At 50.5% G+C, this 26343-nt stretch carries 22 protein-coding genes and 1 pseudogene; 12 read left to right on the forward strand and 11 right to left on the reverse strand.

The window, feature by feature from the left end:
- The first annotated feature begins 77 nt into the window (after positions 1–77).
- The 3 genes from N5E87_RS19495 to N5E87_RS19505 all read left to right on the forward strand — a co-directional run bounded on the left by N5E87_RS19495 (position 78) and on the right by N5E87_RS19505 (position 3556).
- On the forward strand, positions 78–1604 hold the full coding sequence (locus N5E87_RS19495) for a YifB family Mg chelatase-like AAA ATPase (RefSeq protein ID WP_086903041.1): 1527 nt from the start codon (positions 78–80) through the stop codon (positions 1602–1604).
- A gap of 100 nt (positions 1605–1704) precedes the next feature.
- Positions 1705–2607: an acyltransferase gene (locus tag N5E87_RS19500; protein ID WP_086903040.1), complete on the forward strand. Its 903-nt coding sequence runs from the start codon at positions 1705–1707 to the stop codon at positions 2605–2607.
- A 7-nt stretch (positions 2608–2614) separates the two neighbouring features.
- A complete protein-coding gene (locus N5E87_RS19505) occupies positions 2615–3556 on the forward strand; it encodes an acyltransferase (protein WP_086903039.1) in 942 nt (313 codons plus the stop codon).
- A 60-nt stretch (positions 3557–3616) separates the two neighbouring features.
- Here N5E87_RS19505 and N5E87_RS19510 read toward each other — a convergent pair whose 3' ends face one another.
- Positions 3617–4090 (reverse strand): DUF523 domain-containing protein, encoded by a 474-nt coding sequence (locus N5E87_RS19510; RefSeq protein ID WP_086903038.1) that lies wholly within the window; start codon positions 4088–4090, stop codon positions 3617–3619.
- Between the two features lie 349 nt (positions 4091–4439).
- Between N5E87_RS19510 and N5E87_RS19515 the strand changes: the two genes are divergently transcribed.
- From N5E87_RS19515 to N5E87_RS19540, 6 genes are all read left to right on the forward strand, one after another.
- Positions 4440–5228 (forward strand): GntR family transcriptional regulator, encoded by a 789-nt coding sequence (locus tag N5E87_RS19515; RefSeq protein ID WP_086903037.1) that lies wholly within the window; start codon positions 4440–4442, stop codon positions 5226–5228.
- 66 nt (positions 5229–5294) lie between these two features.
- A complete protein-coding gene (prpB, locus tag N5E87_RS19520; RefSeq protein WP_086903080.1) occupies positions 5295–6173 on the forward strand; it encodes a methylisocitrate lyase in 879 nt (292 codons plus the stop codon).
- A gap of 233 nt (positions 6174–6406) precedes the next feature.
- A complete protein-coding gene (gene prpC / locus N5E87_RS19525; protein WP_249556381.1) occupies positions 6407–7534 on the forward strand; it encodes a 2-methylcitrate synthase in 1128 nt (375 codons plus the stop codon).
- A gap of 121 nt (positions 7535–7655) precedes the next feature.
- Complete coding sequence (gene acnD, locus N5E87_RS19530) at positions 7656–10259, forward strand: Fe/S-dependent 2-methylisocitrate dehydratase AcnD (RefSeq protein ID WP_279775765.1); 2604 nt, start codon at positions 7656–7658, stop codon at positions 10257–10259.
- A 129-nt stretch (positions 10260–10388) separates the two neighbouring features.
- Entirely contained in the window at positions 10389–11582 is a 1194-nt protein-coding gene (gene prpF, locus N5E87_RS19535; RefSeq protein ID WP_279775767.1) for a 2-methylaconitate cis-trans isomerase PrpF, read from the forward strand.
- Positions 11583–11869: 287 nt separating this feature from the next.
- Complete coding sequence (locus tag N5E87_RS19540) at positions 11870–16387, forward strand: EAL domain-containing protein (RefSeq protein WP_279775768.1); 4518 nt, start codon at positions 11870–11872, stop codon at positions 16385–16387.
- Positions 16388–16445: 58 nt separating this feature from the next.
- Here the strand turns inward: N5E87_RS19540 and N5E87_RS19545 are convergent, their stop codons facing one another.
- Together N5E87_RS19545 and N5E87_RS19550 are read right to left on the reverse strand one after the other, a co-directional pair.
- Positions 16446–17537: a branched-chain amino acid aminotransferase gene (locus tag N5E87_RS19545; RefSeq protein WP_088212265.1), complete on the reverse strand. Its 1092-nt coding sequence runs from the start codon at positions 17535–17537 to the stop codon at positions 16446–16448.
- A 156-nt stretch (positions 17538–17693) separates the two neighbouring features.
- Positions 17694–18509: a DUF1223 domain-containing protein gene (locus N5E87_RS19550; RefSeq protein WP_279775769.1), complete on the reverse strand. Its 816-nt coding sequence runs from the start codon at positions 18507–18509 to the stop codon at positions 17694–17696.
- 70 nt (positions 18510–18579) lie between these two features.
- Between N5E87_RS19550 and N5E87_RS19555 the strand changes: the two are divergent.
- Both N5E87_RS19555 and N5E87_RS19560 read left to right on the forward strand, forming a co-directional pair.
- A pseudogene (locus tag N5E87_RS19555) lies at positions 18580–18835 on the forward strand (Rho-binding antiterminator).
- A gap of 17 nt (positions 18836–18852) precedes the next feature.
- The gene (locus N5E87_RS19560) at positions 18853–19188 is read left to right on the forward strand and encodes a hypothetical protein (protein WP_279775770.1); all 336 of its coding nucleotides are present in this window, start codon (positions 18853–18855) and stop codon (positions 19186–19188) included.
- 160 nt (positions 19189–19348) lie between these two features.
- Here N5E87_RS19560 and N5E87_RS19565 read toward each other — a convergent pair whose 3' ends face one another.
- The gene (locus N5E87_RS19565) at positions 19349–19705 is read right to left on the reverse strand and encodes a RidA family protein (RefSeq protein ID WP_220054082.1); all 357 of its coding nucleotides are present in this window, start codon (positions 19703–19705) and stop codon (positions 19349–19351) included.
- A gap of 56 nt (positions 19706–19761) precedes the next feature.
- Complete coding sequence (locus N5E87_RS19570) at positions 19762–21267, reverse strand: Na+/H+ antiporter NhaC family protein (protein ID WP_279775771.1); 1506 nt, start codon at positions 21265–21267, stop codon at positions 19762–19764.
- 179 nt (positions 21268–21446) lie between these two features.
- Between N5E87_RS19570 and N5E87_RS19575 the strand changes: the two genes are divergently transcribed.
- The gene (locus N5E87_RS19575) at positions 21447–21668 is read left to right on the forward strand and encodes a cell division protein ZapB (RefSeq protein WP_086903028.1); all 222 of its coding nucleotides are present in this window, start codon (positions 21447–21449) and stop codon (positions 21666–21668) included.
- Here N5E87_RS19575 and N5E87_RS19580 read toward each other — a convergent pair.
- The 6 genes from N5E87_RS19580 to N5E87_RS19605 all read right to left on the reverse strand — a co-directional run bounded on the left by N5E87_RS19580 (position 21665) and on the right by N5E87_RS19605 (position 26209).
- On the reverse strand, positions 21665–21877 hold the full coding sequence (locus N5E87_RS19580; RefSeq protein WP_011624366.1) for a DUF1107 domain-containing protein: 213 nt from the start codon (positions 21875–21877) through the stop codon (positions 21665–21667). The genes N5E87_RS19575 and N5E87_RS19580 overlap by 4 nt on opposite strands.
- A 462-nt stretch (positions 21878–22339) precedes the next feature.
- The gene (locus tag N5E87_RS19585) at positions 22340–22951 is read right to left on the reverse strand and encodes a thiol:disulfide interchange protein DsbA/DsbL (protein WP_086903027.1); all 612 of its coding nucleotides are present in this window, start codon (positions 22949–22951) and stop codon (positions 22340–22342) included.
- 127 nt (positions 22952–23078) lie between these two features.
- A complete protein-coding gene (locus tag N5E87_RS19590) occupies positions 23079–24116 on the reverse strand; it encodes a serine/threonine protein kinase (RefSeq protein ID WP_086903026.1) in 1038 nt (345 codons plus the stop codon).
- A 10-nt stretch (positions 24117–24126) separates the two neighbouring features.
- On the reverse strand, positions 24127–24420 hold the full coding sequence (locus tag N5E87_RS19595; protein ID WP_086903025.1) for a DUF3630 family protein: 294 nt from the start codon (positions 24418–24420) through the stop codon (positions 24127–24129).
- An 11-nt stretch (positions 24421–24431) separates the two neighbouring features.
- Complete coding sequence (locus tag N5E87_RS19600; RefSeq protein WP_086903024.1) at positions 24432–25886, reverse strand: protein adenylyltransferase SelO; 1455 nt, start codon at positions 25884–25886, stop codon at positions 24432–24434.
- Positions 25887–25897: 11 nt separating this feature from the next.
- Positions 25898–26209, reverse strand: a complete 312-nt coding sequence (locus N5E87_RS19605; RefSeq protein ID WP_176370303.1) for a hypothetical protein — start codon at positions 26207–26209, stop codon at positions 25898–25900.
- Positions 26210–26343 lie beyond the last annotated feature (134 nt).

Raw genomic sequence — 26343 nt, forward strand, 5'->3', positions numbered from 1 at the left:
AAGTGAATTGAAAACCCTTAGGCGAATTACTGCTACACTCAAATTCTGCGCAAAAAGATCAACAAAAGGATTTGTTTATGGCGATAGCCTGCGTGCATACCCGAGCCAGTAGCGGTGTTGAGGCTCCAGAAGTCATAGTGGAAGTGCATCTCAGTAATGGTCTACCCGCCTTTAATCTGGTGGGCTTACCCGAAGCCTCGGTCAAAGAAGCGCGCGAGCGCGTACGCAGCGCCTTGATTAATGCGGGATTTGAATTCCCCATGCGCAGGATAACGGTTAATCTCGCGCCGGCGGACTTGCCTAAACAAGGGGGCCGTTACGATTTGCCCATCGCCATAGGCATTCTGGCGGCTTCGGAGCAAATCCCCGCCAGTAGCCTTAAAAATACCGAATTTGTCGGTGAGCTCGCGCTCTCCGGGCAGATACGCCATTGCCAAGGGTTGCTGCCCGCCATCATTGCGGCTAAACGTCATAACAATCAGCTAATTCTTCCCTTAGAGAATCGTCACGATGCCGAGCTTGTGGGCTATCACAGCGTCTATTTTGCTTCCCATCTGCAAAGCTTAGCCGCGTTTCTCCACGGACAGGCGCCACTGCCTATGCTCGAGCAACAGCTCGAGTGGATTAGCGACGAGGCGCCAACCACCCAGCCTTGTCTAAGCGACGTCATAGGCCAGTATCAAGCCAAACAAGCCCTCGAAATCGCTGCGGCCGGAAACCATAACTTACTGATGCTCGGCCCGCCGGGCACAGGCAAAACCATGTTAGCCAGCCGAATTATGGCCTTATTGCCCATACTCAATTACGAAGAGGCATTAGAGGTCGCCGCCATTCATTCGGTGGCGGGCATTAATATCAAACCGCAGGATTTTTTGAAGCGGCCATTTCGCGCGCCGCACCATACCAGTTCGTCCATCTCCTTGGTCGGCGGTGGCAGCATTCCTAAACCTGGGGAAATCTCCCTCGCCCATCGCGGGGTGTTGTTTTTGGATGAAGTCGCCGAGTTCCCCCGTAAGGTGCTCGATTGCCTGCGTGAACCCATGGAAACGGGCGAAGTAGTGATCTCCCGCGCCGCCGCTAAGTTAACCTTTTTGAGCCGCTTTCAGTTGATCGCCGCCATGAATCCCAGTCCCAGCGGCGATATTGAAGGGGCGAACCGCGCCACACCCGATCAGGTTCAGCGCTATCTCGCCAGACTGTCTGGGCCTTTCTTAGATAGGTTCGACCTCACCATCGAAGTCCCTAAACTCCCCGCGGGCACACTCACGCAACCAACAACGAGCAGCGAAACCAGTGATGAAATCGCCAAGCGAGTCAAACGTGCCCGCGATAACCAACTGGCGCGAGCTGGCGTGCTCAACAGTGAACTATCGGGAAAACAGCTAAAACAATTCGGCGGCCTCAGCGACGCCGACCTAGGCTTTTTAGAACAGAGTGTCGTCAAGCTTGGGTTATCCGTTCGCAGTTTCCACCGCATTCAACGTGTTGCCCGCACCATTGCCGATCTGGAGCAAGCCCCCAATACCGAACGGCGCCACCTCGCCCAAGCCTTAGGTTATCGCGCCATGGACAAACTATTAGCTCGCTTATCCCAGCAGTATTGAGGCTCAAAATGTTAACAAATGCCCCGACCAGCTGCCGTAAGATTGAGCCAAACGCCGACACCGAGTAACATAGGCCTCCAATTTTTATCAGGAGGCACTAATGGGGACGCTGTTTTCACAATTAAAAGGCTGCATTGCCTTCTTAGGCTATGTCGTGAATACCTTGTTTTGGGTGATACCTATAGTGCTCGGCAGCCTGATAAAGCTTATCCCTCTGCCGCCACTGAGAACGGCCATCAGCTACTTTCTCGACTTTTGCGCGAGTGCCTGGATCAGCGTCAATGGCGTGATTGAACGAGTGCTGCACCCAGTCGACGTCGAACTCACGGGAGACACCCAATTCTCGACCAAAGAATGGTATATGGTGATTGCTAACCATCAGTCATGGGTAGATATTTTAATCCTACAACGGGTGTTTAACCACCGCATTCCCTTCCTGAAGTTCTTCCTCAAACAGGAACTACTTTATGTACCAGTATTAGGACTGGCATGGTGGGCATTAGATTTTCCCTTTATGCGCCGCTATAGCACGGCACAGCTGAAAAAAAATCCAAAGCTCAAGGGTAAAGATATTGAAATTACACGTAAAGCCTGCGCGAAATTTAAGACAAAACCCGTCAGTGTGATGAACTTTGTCGAGGGTACGCGCTTCACTAAGGCTAAACATAAAAAGCAAAACTCACAGTTCCAACATCTGTTAAAACCCAAAGCGGGTGGCATGGCCTTCGCGCTATCGGCGATGGGAGAACAGATCCACAAGTTAGTGGATGTTGCGATTTACTACCCGGGCCCAGTCCCTAGCTTTTGGGACTACCTGACAGGCAAGCTGCCAAAGGTTAAAGTACACATCAAAGTGAGTGATATCGCGCCGGACATGCGTGGCGACTACATGAATGACCGTGATTTCAAAATTGGCTTCCAAGAACAATTGAACGACATTTGGCTCGCTAAAGACCAAGTGCTCAGCCAACTGGCTGACCAAGCGGACCAAGAAGTAAGGTAAAACCTCTATGTTGAATTTCCTTCCCGGCCCAGTGCTGTTTATTCTCAGTCTGAGCCTGCTGATCATTAACACCGCCCTTTGGGGAACCTTGGTTTGCCTCGGTGGTGTAGTGAAAATGCTGATGCCTGTCCCAAGTGCTCGCAACGCCGTGACCGCACTGATGAACCGTTTTATGTGGGCATGGGCGAGCTGCAATGGTGGCATTTTGTATTTGATTGCCAAAATCGAGTGGGATGTCCAAGGGCTCGAAGGACTGGATAAAAACGGTTGGTACTTGTTGATCAGTAACCACCTCAGTGGCTTTGATATTGCTGCGCAGACCTACTTGCTGCGTAACCACATCCCTATGCTGAAGTTCTTCCTCAAGAAAGAGCTGATCTATGTCCCCATTATGGGCCTAGGTTGCTGGGCGCTCGACATGCCCTTTATGGACAGAACCAGTCCGGCAAAACTCAAGAAAAATCCAAAGCTTAAGGGTAAAGATTTAGCCACGACTCGCCGCGCCTGTGAGAAGTTTAAAAATATGCCCACCTCGATCATCAACTATGTTGAGGGCAGCCGCTTTACCGAAGACAAGCGCAAGCGTCAGGATTCACCTTACCGCCATTTACTCCGTCCTAAGGCGGGCGGTATTGCCTTTACCCTGTCAGCCATGGGTGAGCAATTTACCAATTTGTTGGATGTAACCTTAGTGTATCCCGATGCCCCGGATGATGTGTTATTCGGTGTGATGAACGGCAAAGTGCGTAAGATTGTGGTGCGAGTTCGCGCCTTACCAGTGCCGCAAGTCGATGCGACTCGCTACTTTGCCGAATCCGAGTATCGCGTCGAGTTTCAGCGTTGGTTAAACCAAATTTGGGTCGAGAAGGACGAGCAAATCGATGCGCTATTACTGCAACATCGACAGCTCACGGATAGCGCCACCAGCACCCATACACAGCTTCACTAATACAGATTTACGAATACAGCTTCACTGACGTACAGTGAGTCGATAGCGGGTTAGGCTTACCTAGCCCGCTGATTCCGCCTCAAGCTGTGCCAGCCTCGTTGCCGCTTGCGCTAATTCGGTTTCATTAAATACGCTCACACCCGCCGCCTGCAGTAATTCCGCCGTCATTCCCTGTCCTGCGATTAAACGTTTACTGAAAGTGCCATCATAAATATGTTGATTGCCACAGGAAGGACTACGCGCCTTTAAAATCGCCACCTTAATGCCCTGCTCCTGAACTAGAACAAGTGCCTTTTGTGCTCCCAGCCTAAAGGCCGCTGTTACATCTTCACCCTGCGTCGTTAGTACTAGCTCGCCGACACGTTCGGCCGCAGGCCTTGGTGTGGGTAATCCGCCCGCACATTCAGGACAAAACGCCACTATGCGGCCTTCTCGCTGCCATCGCTGTATCCACTCATCTTGCAGCAGATTATGACCGCCGTCATAACGTACCGCCTGCCCGAGCAAACAACTGCTAATGAGGATTTTTTCCATTCTGTCCCCCTAATGCCTTAACCCCGAGAGCCTTAACCCTGTGAGTGCTAACCAATACCTTCTCAGCATTGTACTCAATAAGTCGCAATGGGGTAAAAGCTGCGTTTTATCGCACTATCAGCTCACACTCCAAACGCTAAATTGTCGACAATTATTAATTACAAAATAGAGAAGATAAAATAACCAAAATCAACAAACACACAAAACAACCAATAAATACAATAATTAATATTAATAAACCCAGACATATAGACTTACGTCTAAGTAAACATATTGTTGACAATAACCTTTGTCGGGACTATTTTTTACCCATTGTCGACAATCCAGCAATCAACGAGTGATGCGAAGTATGTTGAAGCAAGAGACCATATTCCCCACAGATGACACCCCAAGCTCAGTGGCTCATGCCGCGACGAGCCCAACGAATAAGGTGAAATCCCTCGCCAGCGAAAAATCGTCGACCACCTTAGCCGATCAAATTTTGGTGCAAATACAAACCAGCATCATCAAGGGTGAACTGCCTGCGGGCAGTAAGATCAACGAACAAGCCCTCGCCGAAAAATATGGCATCAGCCGTGGCCCGACCCGTGAGGCGCTGCAAACCTTAGAAAGACAACGTCTCGTTGTCCGCGCCCCCCATGTCGGTGCCCGTGTTGCTCAACTGACTGTGAGCGAGTTAAACGATTTATATCAATTACGTAGCGTGCTAGAAGGCATGGCCTGCGAACTTGCCGCCAGCCGTATTACCCCAGAGCAGCTAGCCAAGTTAGAAGACCTGCTCGCCGTGCAAGAAACCGCGCTGGCCAATGGCGATACCTATTTTCAAGAGGAAGGCGATGTCGACTTCCACTACCAAATCATCCAAGCCAGCGGCAATAAGCATCTGCAAGAAACCTTAATTGGTGGGCTTTACCACCTGCTGCGGATGTATCGCTATCAGTGCACCAATAAGAACCGCCCAGTAAAAGCCATTGCCGAACATAGACGTATCGTCGAGGCCATCGCCCAGCGTGATGGCGAACTCGCCAGCCTGTTGATGCGTCGACATATTGAGCATGGCCGTAAAAATACCGAATTACGCTTGATTGAATTACAAGCTAACGCCGCCGCGAAAGAAACCTTAGCCAATATTAACTAAGGCGTTGCGGCCCATAAGCATCCAATGCTGAACACTCAGTACCCTAAACAGGATAAGGACAAGACCATGACCCAAAGCGCAGGATTACGTTTTCGCCAAGCTCTTGCTAACTCAAAACCGCTGCAAATCGTCGGCACCACCAATGCCTATTTCGCCCTGATGGCGGAGCAAACGGGTTTTCAAGCCCTGTATCTGTCGGGCGCGGGTGTAGCGAATGCCTCCTACGGTTTACCGGATTTAGGCATGACCTCGATGAACGACGTGCTGATCGATGCCGGTCGTATCACCTCGGCAACCAAACTGCCACTGCTGGTCGATATCGACACAGGTTGGGGCGGCGCCTTTAACATCGCCCGCACCATTAAAGAATTTGAAAAAGCCGGTGTGGCCGCCGTGCACATGGAAGACCAAGTATCGCAAAAACGTTGTGGCCACAGACCCAACAAAGCAGTGGTGAGCACAGAGGAAATGGTTGACCGTATCAAGGCCGCCGTCGATGCCCGCACCGATCCTAACTTTGTGATCATGGCGCGTACCGATGCGGTTGCCGTTGAAGGTTTAGAAGCGGGTATCGAACGTGCAAAAGCCTATATCGCCGCCGGTGCCGACATGATTTTCGCCGAAGCCTTAACTGAGCTCGACCAATATCGCCACTTCAAGGCGCAGGTTAACGCGCCAATCCTGGCGAACATGACCGAATTTGGCCAAACCCAATTGTTCAATAAAGAAGAACTTACCGAAGCGGGTGCCGATATGGTGCTTTACCCACTCGGCACTTTCCGCGCCGCTAACCAAGCTGCACTGAAAGTGATGCAAGCACTGATGAATGATGGTCATCAACGCAATGTCTTAGACACTATGCAGACCCGAGCGGATCTGTATAAGTACTTGGGCTACCACGCCTTTGAAGACAAGTTAGATCAATTGTTTAGCCAAGATAAGTAGAAGATAAGTACAGACCATGGACGTCAGTAGAAGCTTTGGCTTCGCGTTGTTACTGATACCCAGATGCGTGAGCCGCGACCTCAAATAACGGCTCATGCATCACCGACACGCTGCAACCCTACATAAGGCCGAAACGAGTATTTCGCCAACATTATGCAGCTTTAACCAAAAAGGTAGACGGCCAATTTTGAGCCTGTCTGCAATAACCATAGCGTTAACGGAAGGGAAGGATTATGTCAGACGCAAAAAAATTAAGTGGTGCTGGATTACGTGGCCAGAGCGCGGGTGAAACCGCATTAAGTACCGTAGGTGTATCGGGCAGCGGCCTGACCTACCGCGGTTACGATGTGAAGGATCTGGCCGAAAACGCGACTTTTGAAGAAGTCGCTCACCTCATCCTTTACGGTGAACTGCCAACCACAGCACAACTCGAAGCCTACAAGACCAAACTTAAAGGCATGCGTGGCCTACCACAGGCATTAAAAGAAGTGTTAGAGCGCATCCCTGCCGACGCCCATCCAATGGATGTGATGCGTACTGGTTGTTCGATGCTGGGTAACCTCGAAGCCGAGCACAGCTTTAGCGAGCAAAGCCAAATTGCCGACCGTTTACTGGCGGCCTTCCCATCGATCATCTGCTACTGGTATCGCTTTAGCCACGATGGCGTGCGCATCGAAACCGAAACCAACGATGAGCAAATCGGTGCCCACTTCCTGCACCTGCTGCACGGCAAAGCCCCATCAGCGCTGCACGCTAAGGTAATGGACGTATCCTTAATTCTGTATGCAGAGCATGAGTTTAACGCTTCAACCTTTACCGCCCGCGTGTGTGCATCGACCCTGTCGGACATGCATTCCTGCGTGACTGGTGCTATCGGCTCACTGCGTGGTCCGCTACACGGCGGCGCTAACGAAGCGGCGATGGAACTGATCCAAGATATGAAAGACGAAGCCGATGCCCGCGATGTGCTGATGGGTAAACTCGAGCGTAAAGAGAAGATCATGGGCTTTGGTCACGCCATCTACCGTGAGTCAGACCCACGTAACGCCATCATCAAAGAATGGTCTGAAAAGCTGGCCGCCGATTACGGCGATGATCGCCTCTACCGCGTATCGGTCGCCTGTGAAGCCCTGATGTGGGAACAGAAGAAACTCTTCTGTAACGCCGACTTCTTCCACGCCAGTGCTTACCACTTCATGGGCATTCCAACCAAGCTATTTACCCCAATCTTCGTATGTTCACGGGTAACAGGTTGGACGGCACACGTGATGGAACAACGTTCAAACAACCGCATTATTCGTCCAAGTGCTGATTATGTGGGTGTGGCTTTACGTAAAGTCGTGCCGATTTCTGACCGTTAATCGACACAACAGAAACTGGCGCTTAGGCGTCAGTTTCGCCAACAGAACCCAGTGTGAATAATGTGCAAACTCAAATGTTTATGCACTGATGTAATGAGAACTGATGTAATAAGAATAGGTTATGACCACAGCCATGAATACCTTATATCGCAAGCCCTTACCGGGCACTGCACTCGACTATTTCGATACCCACGAAGCCGTTGAAGCCATCAGCCCCGGCGCCTACGCGAAACTGCCCTACACATCTCGTGTACTAGCTGAAAACTTAGTCCGTCGCTGCGAGCCAGAGGCGCTCACCGCCTCGCTAAAACAAATTATTGAATCAAAACAGGAACTGGATTTCCCTTGGTTCCCAGCCCGCGTCGTGTGCCACGATATTTTGGGCCAAACCGCGCTGGTTGACTTAGCTGGTCTGCGTGATGCGATTGCCGCTAAAGGTGGCGATCCTGCGCAAGTTAACCCAGTGGTGCCAACCCAGCTGATTGTTGACCACTCACTGGCGGTGGAATACGGCGGCTTCGATAAGGACGCTTTTGCGAAAAACCGCGCCATCGAAGACAGACGTAACGAAGACAGATTCCACTTTATCAATTGGACGCAAAAAGCCTTTAAAAACATTGATGTTATCCCGCAGGGTAACGGCATCATGCACCAGATCAACCTGGAGCGTATGTCACCCGTGGTTCATGCACGCGACGGCGTTGCCTTCCCAGATACCTTAGTGGGCACCGACAGTCACACGCCACACGTAGATGCACTCGGCGTTATCGCCATTGGTGTGGGCGGTCTTGAGGCCGAAAGCGTGATGCTAGGCCGCGCATCTTATATGCGTCTGCCAGACATTATCGGCGTTGAGTTAACGGGCAAACCGCAGCCTGGCATTACCGCCACCGATATCGTTTTAGCCCTGACCGAGTTCCTGCGTAAGGAAAAAGTGGTTTCATCCTACTTAGAGTTCTTCGGTGAAGGCGCTGAGGCCTTAACTCTTGGCGATCGTGCAACCATCTCTAACATGACCCCAGAATTTGGTGCCACCGCCGCCATGTTCTATATCGACCAACAAACGCTGGACTACTTAACCCTCACGGGCCGTAGCGACGAGCAAGTTAAGCTGGTTGAAACCTATGCCAAGACCACAGGTTTGTGGAGCGATGACCTTAAACATGCCGAGTACCCACGTACCCTGCACTTTGATCTGTCATCGGTTGTGCGCACTATCGCGGGTCCGTCTAACCCACACGCCCGCGTTCCAACCTCTGAGTTAGCCGCGCGCGGCATCAGCGGTGTGGTTGAAAACGAGCCTGGCCTAATGCCAGATGGGGCAGTGATTATTGCCGCTATCACTAGTTGCACCAACACCAGTAACCCGCGCAACGTGATTGCGGCTGGCCTACTGGCACGTAACGCTAATGCCAAGGGCTTAAGCCGTAAACCTTGGGTAAAGAGCTCTTTAGCTCCCGGCTCTAAGGCTGTGCAACTGTATTTAGAAGAAGCCAATCTGTTACCTGAGCTTGAATCCCTAGGCTTCGGTATCGTCGGTTTTGCCTGTACAACCTGTAACGGCATGAGCGGCGCATTAGATCCCGTTATCCAACAGGAAGTGATCGACCGCGACCTGTACGCCACCGCCGTGTTATCCGGTAACCGTAACTTCGATGGCCGTATTCACCCTTATGCTAAGCAAGCCTTCCTCGCATCACCGCCATTAGTGGTGGCCTATGCGATCGCAGGTACCATCCGCTTCGATATCGAGAAGGATGTGTTAGGCCACGATAAAGACGGCAACCCAGTTCGCCTCATCGACATTTGGCCAAGCGATGCCGAAATCGATACTGTGATTGCGAAAAGCGTTAAGCCGGAGCAGTTCCGTAAAGTCTACGAGCCGATGTTTGATTTAAGCGTCGACTACGGCGATAAGGTCACTCCGCTTTACGACTGGCGCCCACAATCGACCTATATCCGCCGCCCACCCTACTGGGAAGGCGCATTAGCGGGCGAGCGTACCCTCAAGGGTATGCGTCCACTCGCGGTATTAGGCGACAACATCACCACCGACCATTTATCGCCATCGAACGCGATCATGATGGACAGCGCGGCGGGCGAATATCTGCATAAGATGGGCCTGCCAGAGGAAGACTTTAACTCCTATGCCACCCACAGGGGCGACCACTTAACCGCCCAACGTGCGACCTTTGCCAACCCTAAACTTAAAAACGAGATGGCGATTGTCGATGGTAAGGTGAAACAGGGCTCACTGGCGCGTATCGAACCAGAAGGCCAAGTGACTCGCATGTGGGAAGCCATTGAAACCTATATGGATCGCAAGCAGCCGCTGATCATTATCGCCGGCGCTGACTACGGTCAGGGCTCATCCCGTGACTGGGCGGCAAAAGGTGTGCGCTTAGCGGGTGTTGAGGCGATTGTTGCCGAAGGCTTCGAGCGTATTCACCGCACTAACCTAGTGGGTATGGGTGTATTACCGCTTGAATTTAAAGCGGGCGAAAATCGCGCCACCTACGGCATCGATGGTACCGAGGTGTTTGACGTTTATGGTGACATCGCGCCACGGGCAGATCTGACCGTTATCATCACCCGTAAAAACGGTGAGCGCGTCGAAGTGCCTGTGACCTGTCGTTTAGATACCGCAGAAGAAGTGTCTATCTACTCGGCTGGCGGCGTGCTACAGCGTTTTGCGCAGGACTTTTTAGAGTCAAACCTGAAGTAACTTTCGCAAACAAATAACACCCGCAAAACAACTAACATCGCACAAGGGGCGGCAACTCGACACTGAGACGCCGCGCTTTGCGACTAACGCAACGTTTAACAAATCGCTATTCCCCTTGGAGTTAATAGCATGAGTAATCATCTTTTCCCGCCCCAGATTAAAGTAGCCGCCACCTATATGCGCGGCGGCACCAGTAAAGGGGTGTTTTTCAATCTATTGGATTTACCCGAAGCAGCCCAAGTACCAGGCCCTGCGCGAGATGCGCTGCTCCTTAGAGCCATCGGCAGCCCAGACCCCTACGGTAAGCAAATTGATGGCATGGGCGGCGCTACCTCAAGCACCAGCAAAACCGTGATCCTGTCTAAGAGTACCCAAGCCGACCACGATGTTGACTATCTGTTCGGCCAAGTGTCGATCGACAAACCCTTTGTGGATTGGAGCGGAAATTGTGGCAACTTAACCGCCGCCGTCGGCGCCTTTGCCATTAGCAATGGGCTGATTGAAGCCGAGCGCATCCCGCAAAACGGTATCTGCACTGTGCGTATTTGGCAGGCCAATATCGCTAAAACCATTATTGCCCACGTGCCTATCACCAATGGTGAAGTGCAGGAGACAGGTGATTTTGAGCTCGATGGTGTGACCTTCCCCGCCGCCGAAGTGCAAATCGAATTTATGAATCCCGCCGCCGATGAAGATGGAGACGGGGGCAGCATGTTCCCCACGGGTAACTTAGTGGATGTGCTCGAAGTACCGGGCGTTGGCAGCTTTAATGCAACCATGATTAATGCGGGCATCCCGACCATCTTTATCAATGCCGAAGACTTAGGTTACACGGGCACTGAGCTACAAGACGATATCAACAGCGATAACGCCGCCCTTGCCAAGTTTGAAACCATTCGCGCCCATGGCGCAGTGCGTATGGGGCTGATCAAACATATTGATGAAGCCGCATCACGCCAACATACGCCTAAGGTGGCCTTTGTGGCGAAACCCAGCAGCTATGTGTCATCGAGTGGTAAAACGGTAGCGGCAGAGGAAATCGACCTGCTAGTTCGCGCCCTTTCCATGAGTAAATTACACCATGCGATGATGGGCACCGCCGCCGTTGCAATTGGTACAGCAGCGGCCATTCCTGGCACTTTAGTGAATCTCGCGGCAGGCGGTGGCGAGAAGGAGGCTGTACGCTTTGGCCACCCTTCAGGCACCCTTCGCGTTGGCGCTCAGGCCATGCAAGTAAACGGCGAATGGACAGTCGTTAAAGCCATTATGAGCCGTAGCGCCCGCGTGCTAATGGAAGGCTTTGTGCGCGTACCTTCGGCTTAAGCCAAGAAAAGAGTTCAACCAAAGACCTTGCTTCTCCCCCTTCCGGCAAGGTCTTTTTTTATTTGTCTCATCGTGTTACCAGCTTGTGTCGACATACGGTAAAAACTGCTAAAATCCCCCCGACAGCAAATAATAACAACAAGCATTTTGCGTCCTATAAATCCGTGAATATACTGATTATTAATTTTGAACTTTTAACTGAGCTGCGTCTTTCGTTGCACTACACGCGGCATCCCCAAGGTAAATGCATAATACCTCCCAGTAATGGGTTAATGGGTTAATGGGTTTTGATAGGGGTAACTTTGAGCCATCCAGTCCTTAAACTTTTCTTCGGCGCGCTCTGCTTACTAAGCTGGTGCGGGGCGCCGCTCACAGGCTCAGCATTACCTTTAAATGCGGCTAACACACAGCTGAAATTTGAACATATCCGCAGCGAAGAAGGCTTAAATCAGAATACAATTACCAGCCTGTTTATGGACAGTGCGGGTATGCTTTGGATTGGGACTCAGGACGGCCTACATAGTTACAATGGCTATAATTTCAATCTCTTTATTCATTCGCCGAATAATCCCAGCAGCATTTCAGAAAGCTTTATTTCCGACATTATTCAAGATGCTGAAGGTTATCTGTGGATTGGCACCTTTAGCCAAGGGGTTAATCGGCTCGATCTCAATACGGGGACCTTTGAGCGCTTTGGCCTTGAACAGGGTCTAACCGATCCTAGAGTGACCAAACTCAATATTGTCGGCAATACGTTGTGGATTGGCACCCAAGGCGGGTTGTTTTCACTGTCAATTAAAACTCAGCGGATCACCCAAGTCTCCCTCGGCAACAGCGTCGAGCCGCATATCACTAGCCTCGCCAATGTTGAAAACACTTATCTCCTTGCGGGAACAAGGGCCAGCGGCACCTTTGCGCTGAGTTCAAATGCCATCACTAGGCTGAATGTGCCGCAGGATCTAACCGCCTACCAGATTAAAGCGAATTCGACTCGCGCCATCACCTTAGCGCTGGGTAATCAACTATGGCATTACGATTTGATTTCACACCAAGGAAGTATTCTCTGGCAAGCAGAGGACGATATTCCTTACCTCAAGGATTTTATTCAAACACCCCAAGGACAGTTTTGGGTGGTCGGTCCCGAAGCGGGTCTTATCCAGCTAGAGCGTGAGGCGGGGCGTTTCGTTGCGGCTTACCATAAATACGATATGCAGCGTCCCAACAGTATCAGCGACAATAATATCCTCTGTTTATTGCAAGACACCTTCGGCAATCTCTGGCTCGGGGGAAGTTATTCTGGCTTGAATAAGATCAACACCCGCCGACAGTACTTCCAACATCTATTTGAATATACAACCGAATTACCTCAGCAGAGCAATAATATCCGCACCATTTTTCGTAGTCAGGATAAAGCACTGTGGATAGGTACCGAGGGCGCGGGCCTCAAGCGCTTAGCCTTCAATGCTAAACAATATGAACATTACACTTCGGCTTTTGCTAAGGCACTCGGTAAAGAAACGCGCCATTTAAATCTTGTCCTGCGTGCGATCACCCAAGACAGGCAAGGCGTGCTCTGGTTTGCCAGCAATTATGGCTTAGGGCGCTTAACTCCGAGCGGTGAATTTACTCTGCTTAAGCTTACTCAAAGCCAAGATCCGGCCTCAGAAGCGAACTATATTCGTAGCTTAGAGCTAGATGCTCAGGGCCAACTCTGGGTAGCGACCTCCCACGCCTTGTATCGAAAAGCGCTTGAAAAGGATGAGTTTACCTCTGTTCCACTCACAGATATTGAGAATTTTCATCCCACACAAAACCTGCTGCTGATGCTCAGAGCCGACGGCAATACTCTGTGGATTGGTTCACTCAATGGTTTAGTTAAACTCGATATGCAAACGGGTCAAGGCCAAGCCTTTTACCATGACCCCGAAAATAAAAACACCATTATTAACAATCGGATTCGAGACGTTTTAGTCGCAAGCAATGGCGACGTCTGGTTCGCGACCCACGGCGGTATTAGCAGGCTATCGGCTCAAGCCGAGGATATGGTTTTTAGGGATTACACCCGTGAACAAGGCCTGCCGAGCGACACGATTTACGCCCTGCTCGAAGACGATGAGCACCATATTTGGTTCAGCAGCAATGCGGGCATCGGCAAGTTGAATCCGAGCAATGGCAAAATCATCAACTTCAACGAGCAAGAAGGTTTGCAGGCGTTGGAGTTTAACGGCGGCGTCAAACTCAAAGACAGCGATGGCGACCTCTGGTTTGGTGGCATTAACGGCATCAACCGCTTTAATCCTAAGGCGATACCCGACCAAAGAAGCGAAGCCAAAGTCGCCCTAACGGCCTATAAAATTGCGGGTAAGAGGCACACTATCCTCGATCTTAGCCATCCGCCTAAAATCCTGATGAACTATGACGACCAGCTCGTCAGCTTTGAGGTCACTTCCCTCGATTTCAGTTACACGGGGAAAAATCGCTTTAGTTATTATCTCGAAGGGTTTGATAACCAATGGCATGATCTGCCCTCGGGGAATGAAATCACCTTTACCAATATCAATCCCGGCCACTATGTGCTCCATGTTCGCCATTCTTTGGAGTACAACAGCGAGGGCAGCTATGCGCTGCTGGTCGATTTAACGGTCAAAGCGCCCTTCTATCGCTCGCAAATTGCCTATGCACTCTATGTCCTGCTAGCACTTGGTCTACTGGGCTGGATAGTGTTGTGGCGTAAACAGAAGCGCGAACAGCAACAAGAGTTTGAAACCAGCATCCGTGCCTCTGAAGAACGACTCAAACTGGCACTGTGGGCCTCGGGCGATGGCATGTGGGACTGGAATATCCAAGAACAGCAGGTCTATCGTACTCATACGGATATTCCGGTTTCCCAGTGGAGCAGCCACACGCTGCTGCACGACAATGCCCACCCAGAGGATAGAGAGCGATTTAAACAAGTCTTGACCGACCATTTACAAGGGCGCACACCGTTTTTTGAAATGGAATATCGCATCGAGCACTCACCGGGCAACTGGCTGTGGATCCTCGAGCGCGGCAAAGTGGTTGAGACCAATAACCAGGAACAGCCCATGCGGATGACGGGCACCACCCGTAATATCACCTCCCGCAAGCTGATCGAGAATGAGCTGGTGCTCTCCTCCCAAGTGCTTAACAGCATGAACGAAGCCGTTGTGGTAGCAGGTTTAGACTACCGTATTCGTTCGGTAAACCCCGCCTTTAGTGCGATTACCGGATATTCGGAGCGGCAAATCAGTGATAAATATTTAATTCACTTAGCCTACAGTCGGCAGCAGCGAGATCTGTTCAACAGTATTGAGCAGCAACTGCTACGCCATAAACATTGGGCGGGTGAAATTTGGATCCGCAACAGGGCGCGTAAGGCGATTCTGGTGTGGCTTGAGATCAACCAAGTGATCGATGTAAAAGGCGAAACTAGCCACTTCGTGGCGGTATTTACCGATATCACAGAGCGTAAAAAGGCCGAAGAGGATCTTCGCTTCCTCGCCAGTTTCGACACCTTGACTGGACTGCCGAATCGCACCTTATTCCAGGACAGGCTCAACCACGCCATATCTCAAGCCCATAGGTCGAATAATATCGTCGCACTGCTGTTTTTAGATCTCGACCGCTTTAAGCATATCAATGACTCCATGGGGCACCATATTGGCGACCTGCTCCTCAAAGCCGTGGCCCACAGACTGCAAAATGCCGTCCGCGAAGGGGACACTGTGGCCCGCTTGGGTGGCGATGAATTTACCATTATTTTGGAAGGGGTGGCGAAAACCAAAGCGGCGACGCTGATCTCCGAAAAAGTGCTCAAGGCCTTTCAGGCGCCCTTCTTACTCGATGATAAGTCACTGACCATTTCAACCTCGATTGGTATCAGCCTCTATCCCAACGATGCAGAGGACGTGGATTCGCTGATTAAGTTTGCCGACACCGCCATGTACCATGCTAAGGCACTCGGGCGGAATAACTTCCAGTTTTACACTAATAAACTCAATGAGATGGCAACACGCCATGTGCAACTCGAGGCGGGGCTTAAGCAGGCCATTTCTCGCAACGAGTTAAGTTTGGTGTATCAGCCCAAATTCTGCCTGCGCAAAGGTTCTCTGACCGGACTCGAGGCGCTGCTACGCTGGCACCATTCCGAATTAGGCCCGATCTCGCCCGCCGAATTTATTCCGCTGGCGGAGGAAACCGGCATTATTAACCAGATTGGCCATTGGGTGATCAACCACGCCTGCCAACAGCTTGCCGAGTGGAGTGAGTTAGGTTTTGGCGATATCAGCATGGCAGTGAACCTGTCTGCGCGGCAATTGAAGGCCGATATTATCTCGACCATCGAAGTCGCTCTTGCGGTATCGGGCCTGCCCGCCAAGGCGCTCGAGCTGGAATTAACCGAGTCGATGATCATGGGTAATCCGCAAGAATCGGTAAATATCCTCTCGAAACTCAAGGCGTTGGGTTTAACCATCGCAGTGGATGATTTCGGTACTGGTTACTCAAGCTTGAGTTATCTAAAACGTTTCCCCATCGATACCTTAAAGATTGACCGTGAGTTTGTGCGCGACATTACCAATGACCCCGACGATGCGGCCATTACCAGTGCGATTATCGCCCTCGCCCACAGCCTAGAGTTAAATGTGGTGGCGGAAGGGGTAGAAACCCAAGAGCAGCTAAACTTCTTAGCGCTACAAGGTTGCGATCAGGTACAGGGCTTCCTGCTGAGTAAACCGCTCAGTGCCCAAGATTGCTTAGCGCTGTTGCAACAACGGATAAAATAAAACCAGATAAAAAATAAGGCTCCCTAAAGGAGCCTTATTTCATTGAATCATTTCACGATTAAGGTGCTACACGCTCAACACGTTTCACCCAACCATCAGGGCCTTGAACATGGCCTTTCTGGATATCGGTATAGAGCTTGTAGATGCGCTGAATATGCTCACCCACCTCACCGTTGCCCACGGTCACCACTCGGCCATCTTCAAAAATATAGGAACCGACAGCAGACACTACGGCAGCCGTACCAAAACCACCCGCTTCGATAATCTCACCGGATTCGATATCGGCGATAAACTTATCCAGCATAACAGTCTCTTGGCGCACTTCGCAGCCGAGTAACTCACCCAGCTCCATAATGGATTGCGAGGTAATGGATTTTAAGATGGTATCGGTGAAGGTTGGAATAATCACTGTGCCGTCTTTCAGAATGTGGAAGTGGTTCATGGCGCCCGCTTCTTCAATCTGTTGATTGTTCGCATCTAAATACAACACCTGTGATGCACCAAACTGCGCGGCAGCCTTACCAGCACGTAATGAGGCGGCATAGTTACCCGCCGCTTTAGAGGCACCAGTACCACCCGACACGGCGCGATGGTAAGTCTTGCTGATCAGCAGACGAATGCCTTTATTCACACCCGCCGCGTAGTAAGCACCACTTGGGCTTAACACCACGCAGAAGGTGTAGCGCGTACTAGGACTCACAGACAGACGATCTTCGGTCGCAAAAATAAAGGGGCGAATGTATAAACAGGCACCTTCTTGCATTGGGAACCAGAGACGGTCTACGTCGATCAAGGCGTTGATCGCATCGATTTGCATCTGCTCATCGATATTAGGAATACAGACAATATCCGCAGAGCGATTCATACGCTCAGCGTTTTTGTTGATACGGAAAGTGTAAATTTCGCCATCTTCATGCATAAAGGCCTTGGCGCCTTCGAAGATTGACTGACCATAATGCAGGGCCATCGCACCCGGTGCCATTTCAAACGGACCGTAGGGCACAATACGTGGATCGCGCCATTCACCATCGCGATAATCCATTAAAAACATATGATCGGTTCTGAGGCTACCGAAGCCCACATTTCCTTCGGGCTTGAATTGCTCAGTACGGCGTTCGGACGCAGGTTTTAAATCGTATTTTATTTCCATCGCATACCACCTTGATTACTGAACAAGCAGACTAGGTAGCGGCAGGAATAAAGTCAATAGGTGAGATTCATCTAAAAGTCTTAGCCGATAAAATAAGCTGTTAAAAAGATGTCTTAACAACTTGCCGTTAGGGTAAATCGCCTCATTCACCTCCCCTTATTGACTTTGGATTTCACCCCGCAGCGCCTCAAGCCAACCGCCCACGGCTTGTATGGGTTCTTCATTTAGCGTTAACCAGACCACCCACGCCAGACGGGGCGCGTTAAACGCTGATGCGGGAATGGCATTGAGGGGTTGGGTAAACTGCAGCGCGGGGTCTGTGCCCCCCGTAAGCACAGTACTTGCGGGCAAAGATTGCAAACTCAGCACCACAAAATCATGGGGTAATTGTTTATGGCGATTCTCGCCGCGCTTTATCTCAGTCGTGAACCCCGAACCGACCAAGGCCAAGTGCAAACGCGCTTGATGTAAGTCTTTATCCTGCGCCCAACTGGGCTGCGGTGCAAAACTCGCCTCAAGTTGCTGATTGGCGATGCGCACCTTAAGCACACCGACCTCAGGCTGAGGCATAGCAAATATCCCGTTTAACTCACCCGAGAACCAACCACGCCACTCCTTAGCATTAATCACAAACTGTGGCGTATACACTTGCCGCGTATGCTTTTGGTTTAAATGCTGATATTGGCGCTCACTGAAAGCCCTTTGGCCAAAAATATCCTTCCACCCGAGGTAATCCCAATAGGTCACATGAAAGGCTAACGGAAAATATTTCTGCCATAGGTCGGTCTTATTAAATTGCTCAGCTAACCAAGCTTCAGCGGGCGGGCAACTACTGCAGCCCTGTGACGTATAAAGTTCGATAATATAGGGGCGAGCCACGGTACTCTGCGCTTCAAAAGGTGCCAAGGTTTGAGCAAGCACGGGTTGCAACAGCTGCCAGAAAAAAATACTCGCTAATAGGATGCGTTTCATAATTTCTCCTCCCTCAATAGAGAAGAAGACCTTGAATCGCATCCAAATCATTCACACCAGAGGAAAGATGATGTCTGACTACAAAATCCCACTACGACTACCTTGAGCTAGCTTGTATGCACGGCTATCGCCTCGACATTGAGCTGCAGGACGGCAGCCTATGCCAAGCACGGGCAATTACGACCCAGACCCACGCCGATAAGACCGAATGGCTGGTCGTCGAACATCAAGCTGGCCAGCAAACACTGCGGCTAGATAGCATTATCGCCATCACGCCCACGGATCCCCATGCCAGTTTTGGCCGTGTTATGATTGCGAGCTGGTAGTAAAGGAGCATAAATAAATGACAAGGATGATACTGTTACTGGAATTAGGCGATTGGGCTGGAGGTCACCACGGTCAGTCCCCCTACTTGGTGGAGTTTGATAGCAAGCGGCTCGATTCCCCCTTTGACGTCAGCGAAGGTTGGGGACACGGATTAGGCGGCAGCCGTTATTCGTTGGCACGGTTTGTCGAAACTGAGGATTATCATCAACTCAAGCTCCACGCACCTTGGACTGCGAGCATCATAGAGCAAAGTTTACCAACGCTGGATATTGAGGCCATTTTCCAAGGCTTGCTGGCGCAGTATCCCTCGCACAGCCCCAATATTCCGGCAAACTTAGCCCGCTATTTCTAACTGAAGCGATTGTTATAACTAAAGATCGCGTTCTAATTGAAGGTTGCGTTGCGTCACTTTGTCACGATAGATGTGCAGCATCATTTGAGGCTGCAATGGTTGAGGACGAGTAAAGCCAAGTTCAACTTAGCTTTACTACTTACTGAGATAAGATAGCGAGTTACGCCTTAGCGACTGCGGCAATCACAGAAATTTCAACCAGGTATTCTGGCTCGGCAATCGCCGCCTGCACACAGGCACGGGCTGGCGCATGACCCTGTGGCACCCAAGCATCCCAAACGGCATTCATGGCATCGTAGTCATTCATATCTTTTAAATAGATAGTGGCTGACAACAAGTGCTCCCGAGAACTGCCCGCCTGCGCTAACAGGGTGTCGACTTCCTCTAGCATAGTCGTCGTTTGTTCGGTGATGTTTTGATACTTGTCCTTTGCCACTTGGCCACATAAGTACACTGTGCCTTGGTGGATCACTATGCTGCTCATACGTGTACCAACATCTAAACGGGTAATGCTCATAGGGATAATCTCTTAAATCAAATGGTTAATTCTGCGGGCATTCTAACCCGAAAGGCTCAGTTTGTCTGCGAACGTGCGCTCACCCAAGGTGGATAAAAGCGTGTCATTAAGGCCAATAACCCAAGCGCAGTACCTATGACCCCGCACCACACGAATAGGGTTGCAACGGATAAGTTGACTAACTGAAATCCCACTAATGCCGCACCCGCCCCGATTAACGCAAAGGGCAGTTGAGTCACCACATGGTCATGGGGTAAGCAGCCTGAGCTCGTCGCGCTCAACACGCTAGTATCGGAAATCGGTGAGCAATGATCGCCAAACACCGAGCCCGCCATCACCGCACTCAATGCAGGTAACAGCAAGCTAGCATCCATATTATGGGCAATTTCCCCGCCGATGGGGATCATAATCGCAAAGGTGCCCCAGCTTGAGCCGGTAGCAAAGGCCATGATAGCGCAGAGCAGGAACATCCCCGCCACCAGCAGACTCGGGGATAAATACAATTTAGCCCAACTCGCCAACAAACTCGCCACGCCCAGATCTTGGATCACCGCGCCTATCATCCAAGTACAGAGTAAAATCGCGATGGCAAAGGCAATCATCCTCACCCCATGCGCCAAATCCGCCAGCAGTTTCCCTATGCTTCGGCCCGGCAACACCAACAACACTAGAGTCACTAAGGTCGATAACAGACAGGCATCACGCATCGCAGCGCCAATATCGGCCTTGGCTAACCAGGCCGAAATATCCCATGATGGCACCTGCTGCGCGCCAGACCAGAGAGTTAAACCGACTGAGGCGCCCAGTAAGGTCAGCATAGGGATCGCAAGCAGCCAAGGATTCCCCTTTGAAGGCGATAAACTTGGCTCAACGGGTTCAGCCGCCAATAGCGCCTTCTCGATGGGGTGAAACCCCATCCCAAACCAAGCAACAATCAGCGACAAGCCTAAGGTGGTTATCGCATAAAAATTGGATAAGGCGACGTCGATAAAGGCTTCAAGGGCGGATACGGGTAAAAAGCTGAGTCCCGCCAGCAGCGCCATCACATAGGGCCCCCAGCTAGAAAAAGGCAAGAGTGAACATAGCGGCGACGCATTAGAGTCGACTAAATAGGCCAGCTGTGTCTGCCGGATGCCATAACGCTGGCTCAAAGGTTGGCACACATGCCCCACGGCGAGGCAACTAAAAATACCGTCGATAAAGACCAGCCAACCCAACAGCACCACCCCAATACGCGCCTGTCGTCCCGTGCGAATACGTCGATATAGCCAATCACCAAATTGCTCTACCGCACCGCTTCTGGCGAGGAGCTGCGTCATGCTGCCCAGCAGTAACATGGCCATTAGCACGTTTAAATGCCACCACTGCCAAGCGCCTTGGTTGTAAAACTGCTTAGCGCCTATCTCCAGCAGATAGCCCAAGCTTTGCACTATATCGAACTGGGCAATGATTAAGGCGCCCGAGAGGATACCGACACCTAGCGCCACTAAGGTACGCCGCAGCCAAAGGGCTAACACTAGGGTTAATAACAGGGGAAGTATCGCAAGCAGATTCGGCGACATGGGCCTTTCCGATAATAAATAAACCCAAGAATACTAACGAGTTAGTAACAAATGCAAAAAAACTTAAATTCGCACGCGGTTATCGGGCATTTTTTAACCAAACGAAAAAGACTGCTATTCCTTATGCTCTTGGCACTGCTAGAATCACAGTCCCATCCAGAAACTATAGGACTCTCCAGATGAGCCTTGAATTACTGTCCAAACTGGAAACCAAGATCCAGGCTACACTCGAAACCATCGAGCTTCTAAAAATGGAGCTAGAGGAAGAGAAGCAAAAGACGTCGACCTTGAATGAGCAAAATCAACAATTATCTGAGCAAAACCAACAACTGCAACAAGAACTCGCTTCTTGGAACGACAAAGTCACTGGACTTGTTGGCCTGCTCAATAGTGAAATCTAAGCTGTTTTAGTTTGATGATTCTGCGATTCAATCAGTTCGTTCAGCTCTAAGATAGCCTGCTTCACTTTTGGCAGGCTTTTTCTTGGCAATAAAAAACGCCCCTTTTCAAATTCTAATCGACCAAGATCTTTAACCCATATCACGCCAGTGAGAAAAATACGCGCATGCTTTGCAATAAGCTTCGGTGCGTATACAGGGAAAACTCTCATACAACCCCCTACATGCATTCTTGTTGTTATTGATTACAGTTGTTTGACAGAAGCATTACCTATTGAGTTTCATCTCTGATAGATTTTTTTCAAGATTTACAATCCAAACAGCTTAACCAAATGATTTAATTAAATAATCAGTTCAGTTTATTTTACAATAAACAAACGTCAAAAAATTGACCATTGACATTATTTTGACGCGCCGTTAAATTAGCTAGGTTACTCAGGGTAAAAATGAGCCCTCTGGCTCAAGTCCGTACTTTCCGATTATCGGAAGTACGGTTTTTTTTACTCTTTTTTTGCCAAACACCTAAGTCCGCAAGCGGCGAGTTTAACTGTCACACCCAAGGGCTCGAGCTTCAGCCAATAAAAAAGGAGCGCTAGGCTCCTTTAATTTTATGCTCGCAGTATCAATCAGTTAGATTACAAAATGATGATAAAACGACGGCAATCTGGTGATCATTACTGTTTCTTGGCTAAGTAGTAAGCGATATCTAACAGTTCATCGTAAGACTTGATTGCACCGGTTTCGACGCGGTACTTGCCATTCACCACCAAGGCAGGCACACCAGAAATCTTCGCGTTTTCGGTATCACGCTTCATCTTCGCCATCTGCGCTTTCACCATAAAAGAGTCAGCGGCCGCATCGAAGGCCTTGCCGTCTACGCCGTTAGCCACGAACAAGGCGCGCACGTCATCACGGTTAGTGAAGTGCTGTTTCTTCTCATGGATGGCAGAAAATAGAGCCGCATCCATTTTCTCGTCCACGTTCAATTGGTGTGCAACGGCAAAGGCGCGTGACATTTCTACGCCCATTTCCTTACCGATAAAGTCAACGTGGGCTTGGTTGAATGCCACACCTTCTGGCTTCTCAGCCAAAATTTTAGGCACCACAGTTTTAGAGAAGTTGAAGCAATGTGGGCAATAGAAAGAGAAAAACTCGGTGATTTCAGGCTTAGCTGTCGCTGGGCCGTCGTTAATCACTGTGTAGTGTACGCCTTCTTTGTACTCAACTGCCGATACAGTTAATGGAGCCAATAACAGCGCTGCCACCATAAGTAATGCTTTTTTCATGAATTTTCCTTAAATCAATTTTCAAAACTAGCTGGAGCCTAACATATTTCATTTTTTGAGTGTAACTCAAGCCGAGAGTTCAATCGGTTTGGGCTAAGAGGTGCGTAATTCCACCCTGTTCACACATTTAGTAGGGGATCAGGCTCAGCGGCGGTTCATCGAGTGCCGCGAGTTGCTCCTTAAAAGCCAAGATCTGCTGCTCCCAATACTTTTCATCCCCAAACCAGGGGAAATGCATAGGGAAAGCAGGATCCTGCCAACGCCTGCCAATCCAAGCGTTATAGTGCACCATCCGTAATGCGCGTAAGGGTTCAATCAACGCCAACTGCCGAGTATCGAACTCACAAAACTCTTCATAGGCCTCGAGTAATACCTCGAGTTGCAGTTGCTGCTGCGCTCTATCGCCCGTCAGCATCATCCATAAATCTTGAATAGCCGGTCCCATGCGGGCATCGTCTAAATCCACAAACCCAGGCCCATCGGGTGTCCAAAGAATATTCCCCGGGTGTAAATCCCCATGCAGACGAATAGGCGTAAAGGATTGTTGCGCCCAAAGCTGATTCACCTTCGCCAGCACTTGCTCTACCACGGTAAAAAACGCGGGGCGCAGTGTGTTTGGTACGAGATCTGACTGCTTTAACCAAGCTAAAGGTTCATCGCCTAAGATCTGGGGATTCAGTGGCTCACGGGCCTTAAACGTCGACTGAACACCGTACTGGTGTATACGACCGATAAAACGCCCGACAAATTCCAACTGCTCTAAATTATCCACCTCGAAGGGACGACCGCCGATGGAGGGAAACAGTGCAAACCGAAAGCCATGGAAATGATGTAAGGTCTGCCCTTGCACAGATGCGGGCACCGCCATTGGGATTTCCTGCTCGGCAAGCGCGATGGCATAGTTGTGTTCTTCTTGGATCTGCGCATCGGTCCAACGATCGGGGCGATAAAACTTCACCACATAGCGTTGCCCTTCATCGCTGCGAAATTGATACACGCGGTTTTCGTAGCTATTGAGCGCGAGTAGGCCTGTCTCTGGATACACCCCAAGACTCTCGATCGCATCTAAAATCAAATCCGGCGTTAAAGCTTGAAAGTCAAAGGCTGCGCCCGAATGCGCATCATCAACGACACCCTGAGATGGGGCTAACTTATCTTGGCTCATTGCGACTCTCTCATACATAGGACTTTAACAGTGTGGCAAGGTATTCCAGCACCTCAAAATCGGCCTCACGTTCCACACTCAGCCAACAGATATTGCCGTAAAACTCATAATTGAGCCAAAGCGAGGTGCCCTCAAACTCCAATAGCCATTGATGGCGATCCGCGCCCCATTGGCGCTCGCGCACTCGGCAGTCTAAGGCATGGGCTAATGGTTCGGCAAAGGCCTCGAAATGGTCAAAATCGATATCGCCGCTCACACTTAAGCTTAACGCGGCTCTATCTAACTGAATGGCGTCTAATTTCATCTTTACTTCCATCAACTGCTGCACGACATAATCAGCCCTTGTCCCCAATCGGGTGGACGTTTGGCCAGATCTTCATGCTCAACTTGTTCGGCAAACGGCTGGCGCAATACTTGATGCAAACGCTCTAGCGGCGAAAGATTTCCCTCCTCCACGGCAATAATGGCCTCTTGAGCCAAATAGTTGCGCAGAATGTACTTGGGATTGACGCTATTACGCGCCTGTTGCCATGCCTCAACATCGGCAACTTTACCCAGCCGCGCCTGATAGGTCTGATACCAAGCATCAAAGTCCTTGAGGTCGATAAAATCATCCCGCAGCGAAGAGTGCACACTGCTAGGGTCAAGCTGACCGAAGCGGCGCCAGGTGTTGCTGTAATCCAGCTGATTTTTCTCCATCAGCACGGTAAAGCGGCCAATCAGTTCTAAGTCCAGCTGATCCTGCTCGGCTGTCGAATCCGCTCGTGCAGCGAGCCCTAACTTAGCGCGCATCAGCATCAAATAATGCTGCACTAGAGCATGTTGATATTGATTCAAGGCGGCAATTAGATCATCGGATGGGATCACAGGCGTCAACGCCTGCGCTAAACGTTGCAGGTTCCACAGGCCAATGCCGGGCTGCTGACCAAAGGCGTAACGCCCTTCTGGATCGGAATGATTGCAAATAAAGTCTTCTTGAAAGGTATCGAGGAAGGCAAACGGGCCAAAATCGAAACTGTCTCCCAGAATCGACATATTGTCGGTATTCATCACCCCGTGGGCAAAGCCGATAGCCTGCCAATGGGCGATGAGCTTAGCGGTATCTTGCACCACCTGCAAAAACCAGGCTTTATAGCCCGCCAGATCGCAGCTCAAATGTGGATAATGCTGCCTCAAGGTAAAGTTGAGTAACTGCGTGAGCTTATCGGCTTGGCCACGCTCGCTATGGCAGAAAAATTCGAAATGACCAAAACGGATATGGCTGCGCGCCAAACGTACGGTAATGGCTGCGGTTTCTTGGCTCTCACGCCAGACGGGCATATCAGAGCCGATTACCGCCAGGGCTCGAGTCGTCGGCACACCTAAATGATGCAGTGCTTCGGAGACAAGGAACTCCCGCACCGCAGAGCGCATCACGGCTCTGCCATCGCCATGGCGAGAATAGGGCGTCGGCCCGCCGCCTTTGAGTGCTACATCCCAAGCGCCTTGGGGACCTAATGCCTCACCCAAAATAATCGAGCGACCATCGCCTAATCTAGGCGTATAGCCACCAAACTGATGGCCACTGTACACCTGCGCATAATAACTTGCGCCCTCAACGGCCGCGTTACCCGATAATCCCTGCAATAAGGCATCCGTCGGCTGCTGTAAGTCGATTAACTTGGCGGCATCCTCGCTCCACGCCAGCCAATGGGGATTGCTTATCCCCTGTGGATAGACTTGAGCGTAAAACTCAGGCAACTGGGTAAAAAAATCCTGTTTAAACTTCATCAATGCTTTCCCTATTGAACGAGCTGCTTACACATGAGCACGGACTTGTCGTTAAACTCGCACTGCAGGCCGCATTGATAGACGCCGGCGCCGCTGGCCTCGAAGCCGCTCACTCCCGATCCCGTTAAGCGTTGTAACCCTTGGGCTTTGCGTTGGCATTGTTCGAGAGTGTCGTAATAACCATTGATATCATCGGTTTGTAATGGCGTCGTTGGCAGTGAGGTCGCCGTAGGATAATAGAATAACGTCCATTCTGGGGTTTTAGTGCAACCACTCAAGCCAAGGCTGAGGCTGGCAAACAAGATGGCCAAGGATAATTTCATTTTGCCGATTCGGTTAAAACAGCTCGCAACACACTTCATAAAAATAGCCCATAAAAAAAGCGAACCTTAGTTCGCCTTTTGCGCGGTAAGTATCAAGATTCTACACGGCTTTACTCGGTTAAATAACCGCTTTT

Source organism: Shewanella sp. GD03713 (assembly GCF_029843705.1).
GTDB lineage: Bacteria > Pseudomonadota > Gammaproteobacteria > Enterobacterales > Shewanellaceae > Shewanella.

Excerpts from the sequence above, each read along its gene's own strand:
- N5E87_RS19495 (WP_086903041.1), top strand. The coding sequence starts at position 78 with ATGGCGATAGCCTGCGTGCATACCCGAGCCAGTAGCGGTGTTGAGGCT.
- N5E87_RS19500 (WP_086903040.1), top strand. The coding sequence starts at position 1,705 with ATGGGGACGCTGTTTTCACAATTAAAAGGCTGCATTGCCTTCTTAGGC.
- N5E87_RS19505 (WP_086903039.1), top strand. The coding sequence starts at position 2,615 with ATGTTGAATTTCCTTCCCGGCCCAGTGCTGTTTATTCTCAGTCTGAGC.
- N5E87_RS19510 (WP_086903038.1), bottom strand. The coding sequence starts at position 4,090 with ATGGAAAAAATCCTCATTAGCAGTTGTTTGCTCGGGCAGGCGGTACGT.
- N5E87_RS19515 (WP_086903037.1), top strand. The coding sequence starts at position 4,440 with ATGTTGAAGCAAGAGACCATATTCCCCACAGATGACACCCCAAGCTCA.
- prpB (WP_086903080.1), top strand. The coding sequence starts at position 5,295 with ATGACCCAAAGCGCAGGATTACGTTTTCGCCAAGCTCTTGCTAACTCA.
- prpC (WP_249556381.1), top strand. The coding sequence starts at position 6,407 with ATGTCAGACGCAAAAAAATTAAGTGGTGCTGGATTACGTGGCCAGAGC.
- acnD (WP_279775765.1), top strand. The coding sequence starts at position 7,656 with ATGACCACAGCCATGAATACCTTATATCGCAAGCCCTTACCGGGCACT.
- prpF (WP_279775767.1), top strand. The coding sequence starts at position 10,389 with ATGAGTAATCATCTTTTCCCGCCCCAGATTAAAGTAGCCGCCACCTAT.
- N5E87_RS19545 (WP_088212265.1), bottom strand. The coding sequence starts at position 17,537 with ATGGAAATAAAATACGATTTAAAACCTGCGTCCGAACGCCGTACTGAG.
- N5E87_RS19550 (WP_279775769.1), bottom strand. The coding sequence starts at position 18,509 with ATGAAACGCATCCTATTAGCGAGTATTTTTTTCTGGCAGCTGTTGCAA.
- N5E87_RS19560 (WP_279775770.1), top strand. The coding sequence starts at position 18,853 with ATGACAAGGATGATACTGTTACTGGAATTAGGCGATTGGGCTGGAGGT.
- N5E87_RS19565 (WP_220054082.1), bottom strand. The coding sequence starts at position 19,705 with ATGAGCATTACCCGTTTAGATGTTGGTACACGTATGAGCAGCATAGTG.
- N5E87_RS19570 (WP_279775771.1), bottom strand. The coding sequence starts at position 21,267 with ATGTCGCCGAATCTGCTTGCGATACTTCCCCTGTTATTAACCCTAGTG.
- N5E87_RS19575 (WP_086903028.1), top strand. The coding sequence starts at position 21,447 with ATGAGCCTTGAATTACTGTCCAAACTGGAAACCAAGATCCAGGCTACA.
- N5E87_RS19580 (WP_011624366.1), bottom strand. The coding sequence starts at position 21,877 with ATGAGAGTTTTCCCTGTATACGCACCGAAGCTTATTGCAAAGCATGCG.
- N5E87_RS19585 (WP_086903027.1), bottom strand. The coding sequence starts at position 22,951 with ATGAAAAAAGCATTACTTATGGTGGCAGCGCTGTTATTGGCTCCATTA.
- N5E87_RS19590 (WP_086903026.1), bottom strand. The coding sequence starts at position 24,116 with ATGAGCCAAGATAAGTTAGCCCCATCTCAGGGTGTCGTTGATGATGCG.
- N5E87_RS19595 (WP_086903025.1), bottom strand. The coding sequence starts at position 24,420 with ATGAAATTAGACGCCATTCAGTTAGATAGAGCCGCGTTAAGCTTAAGT.
- N5E87_RS19600 (WP_086903024.1), bottom strand. The coding sequence starts at position 25,886 with ATGAAGTTTAAACAGGATTTTTTTACCCAGTTGCCTGAGTTTTACGCT.
- N5E87_RS19605 (WP_176370303.1), bottom strand. The coding sequence starts at position 26,209 with ATGAAATTATCCTTGGCCATCTTGTTTGCCAGCCTCAGCCTTGGCTTG.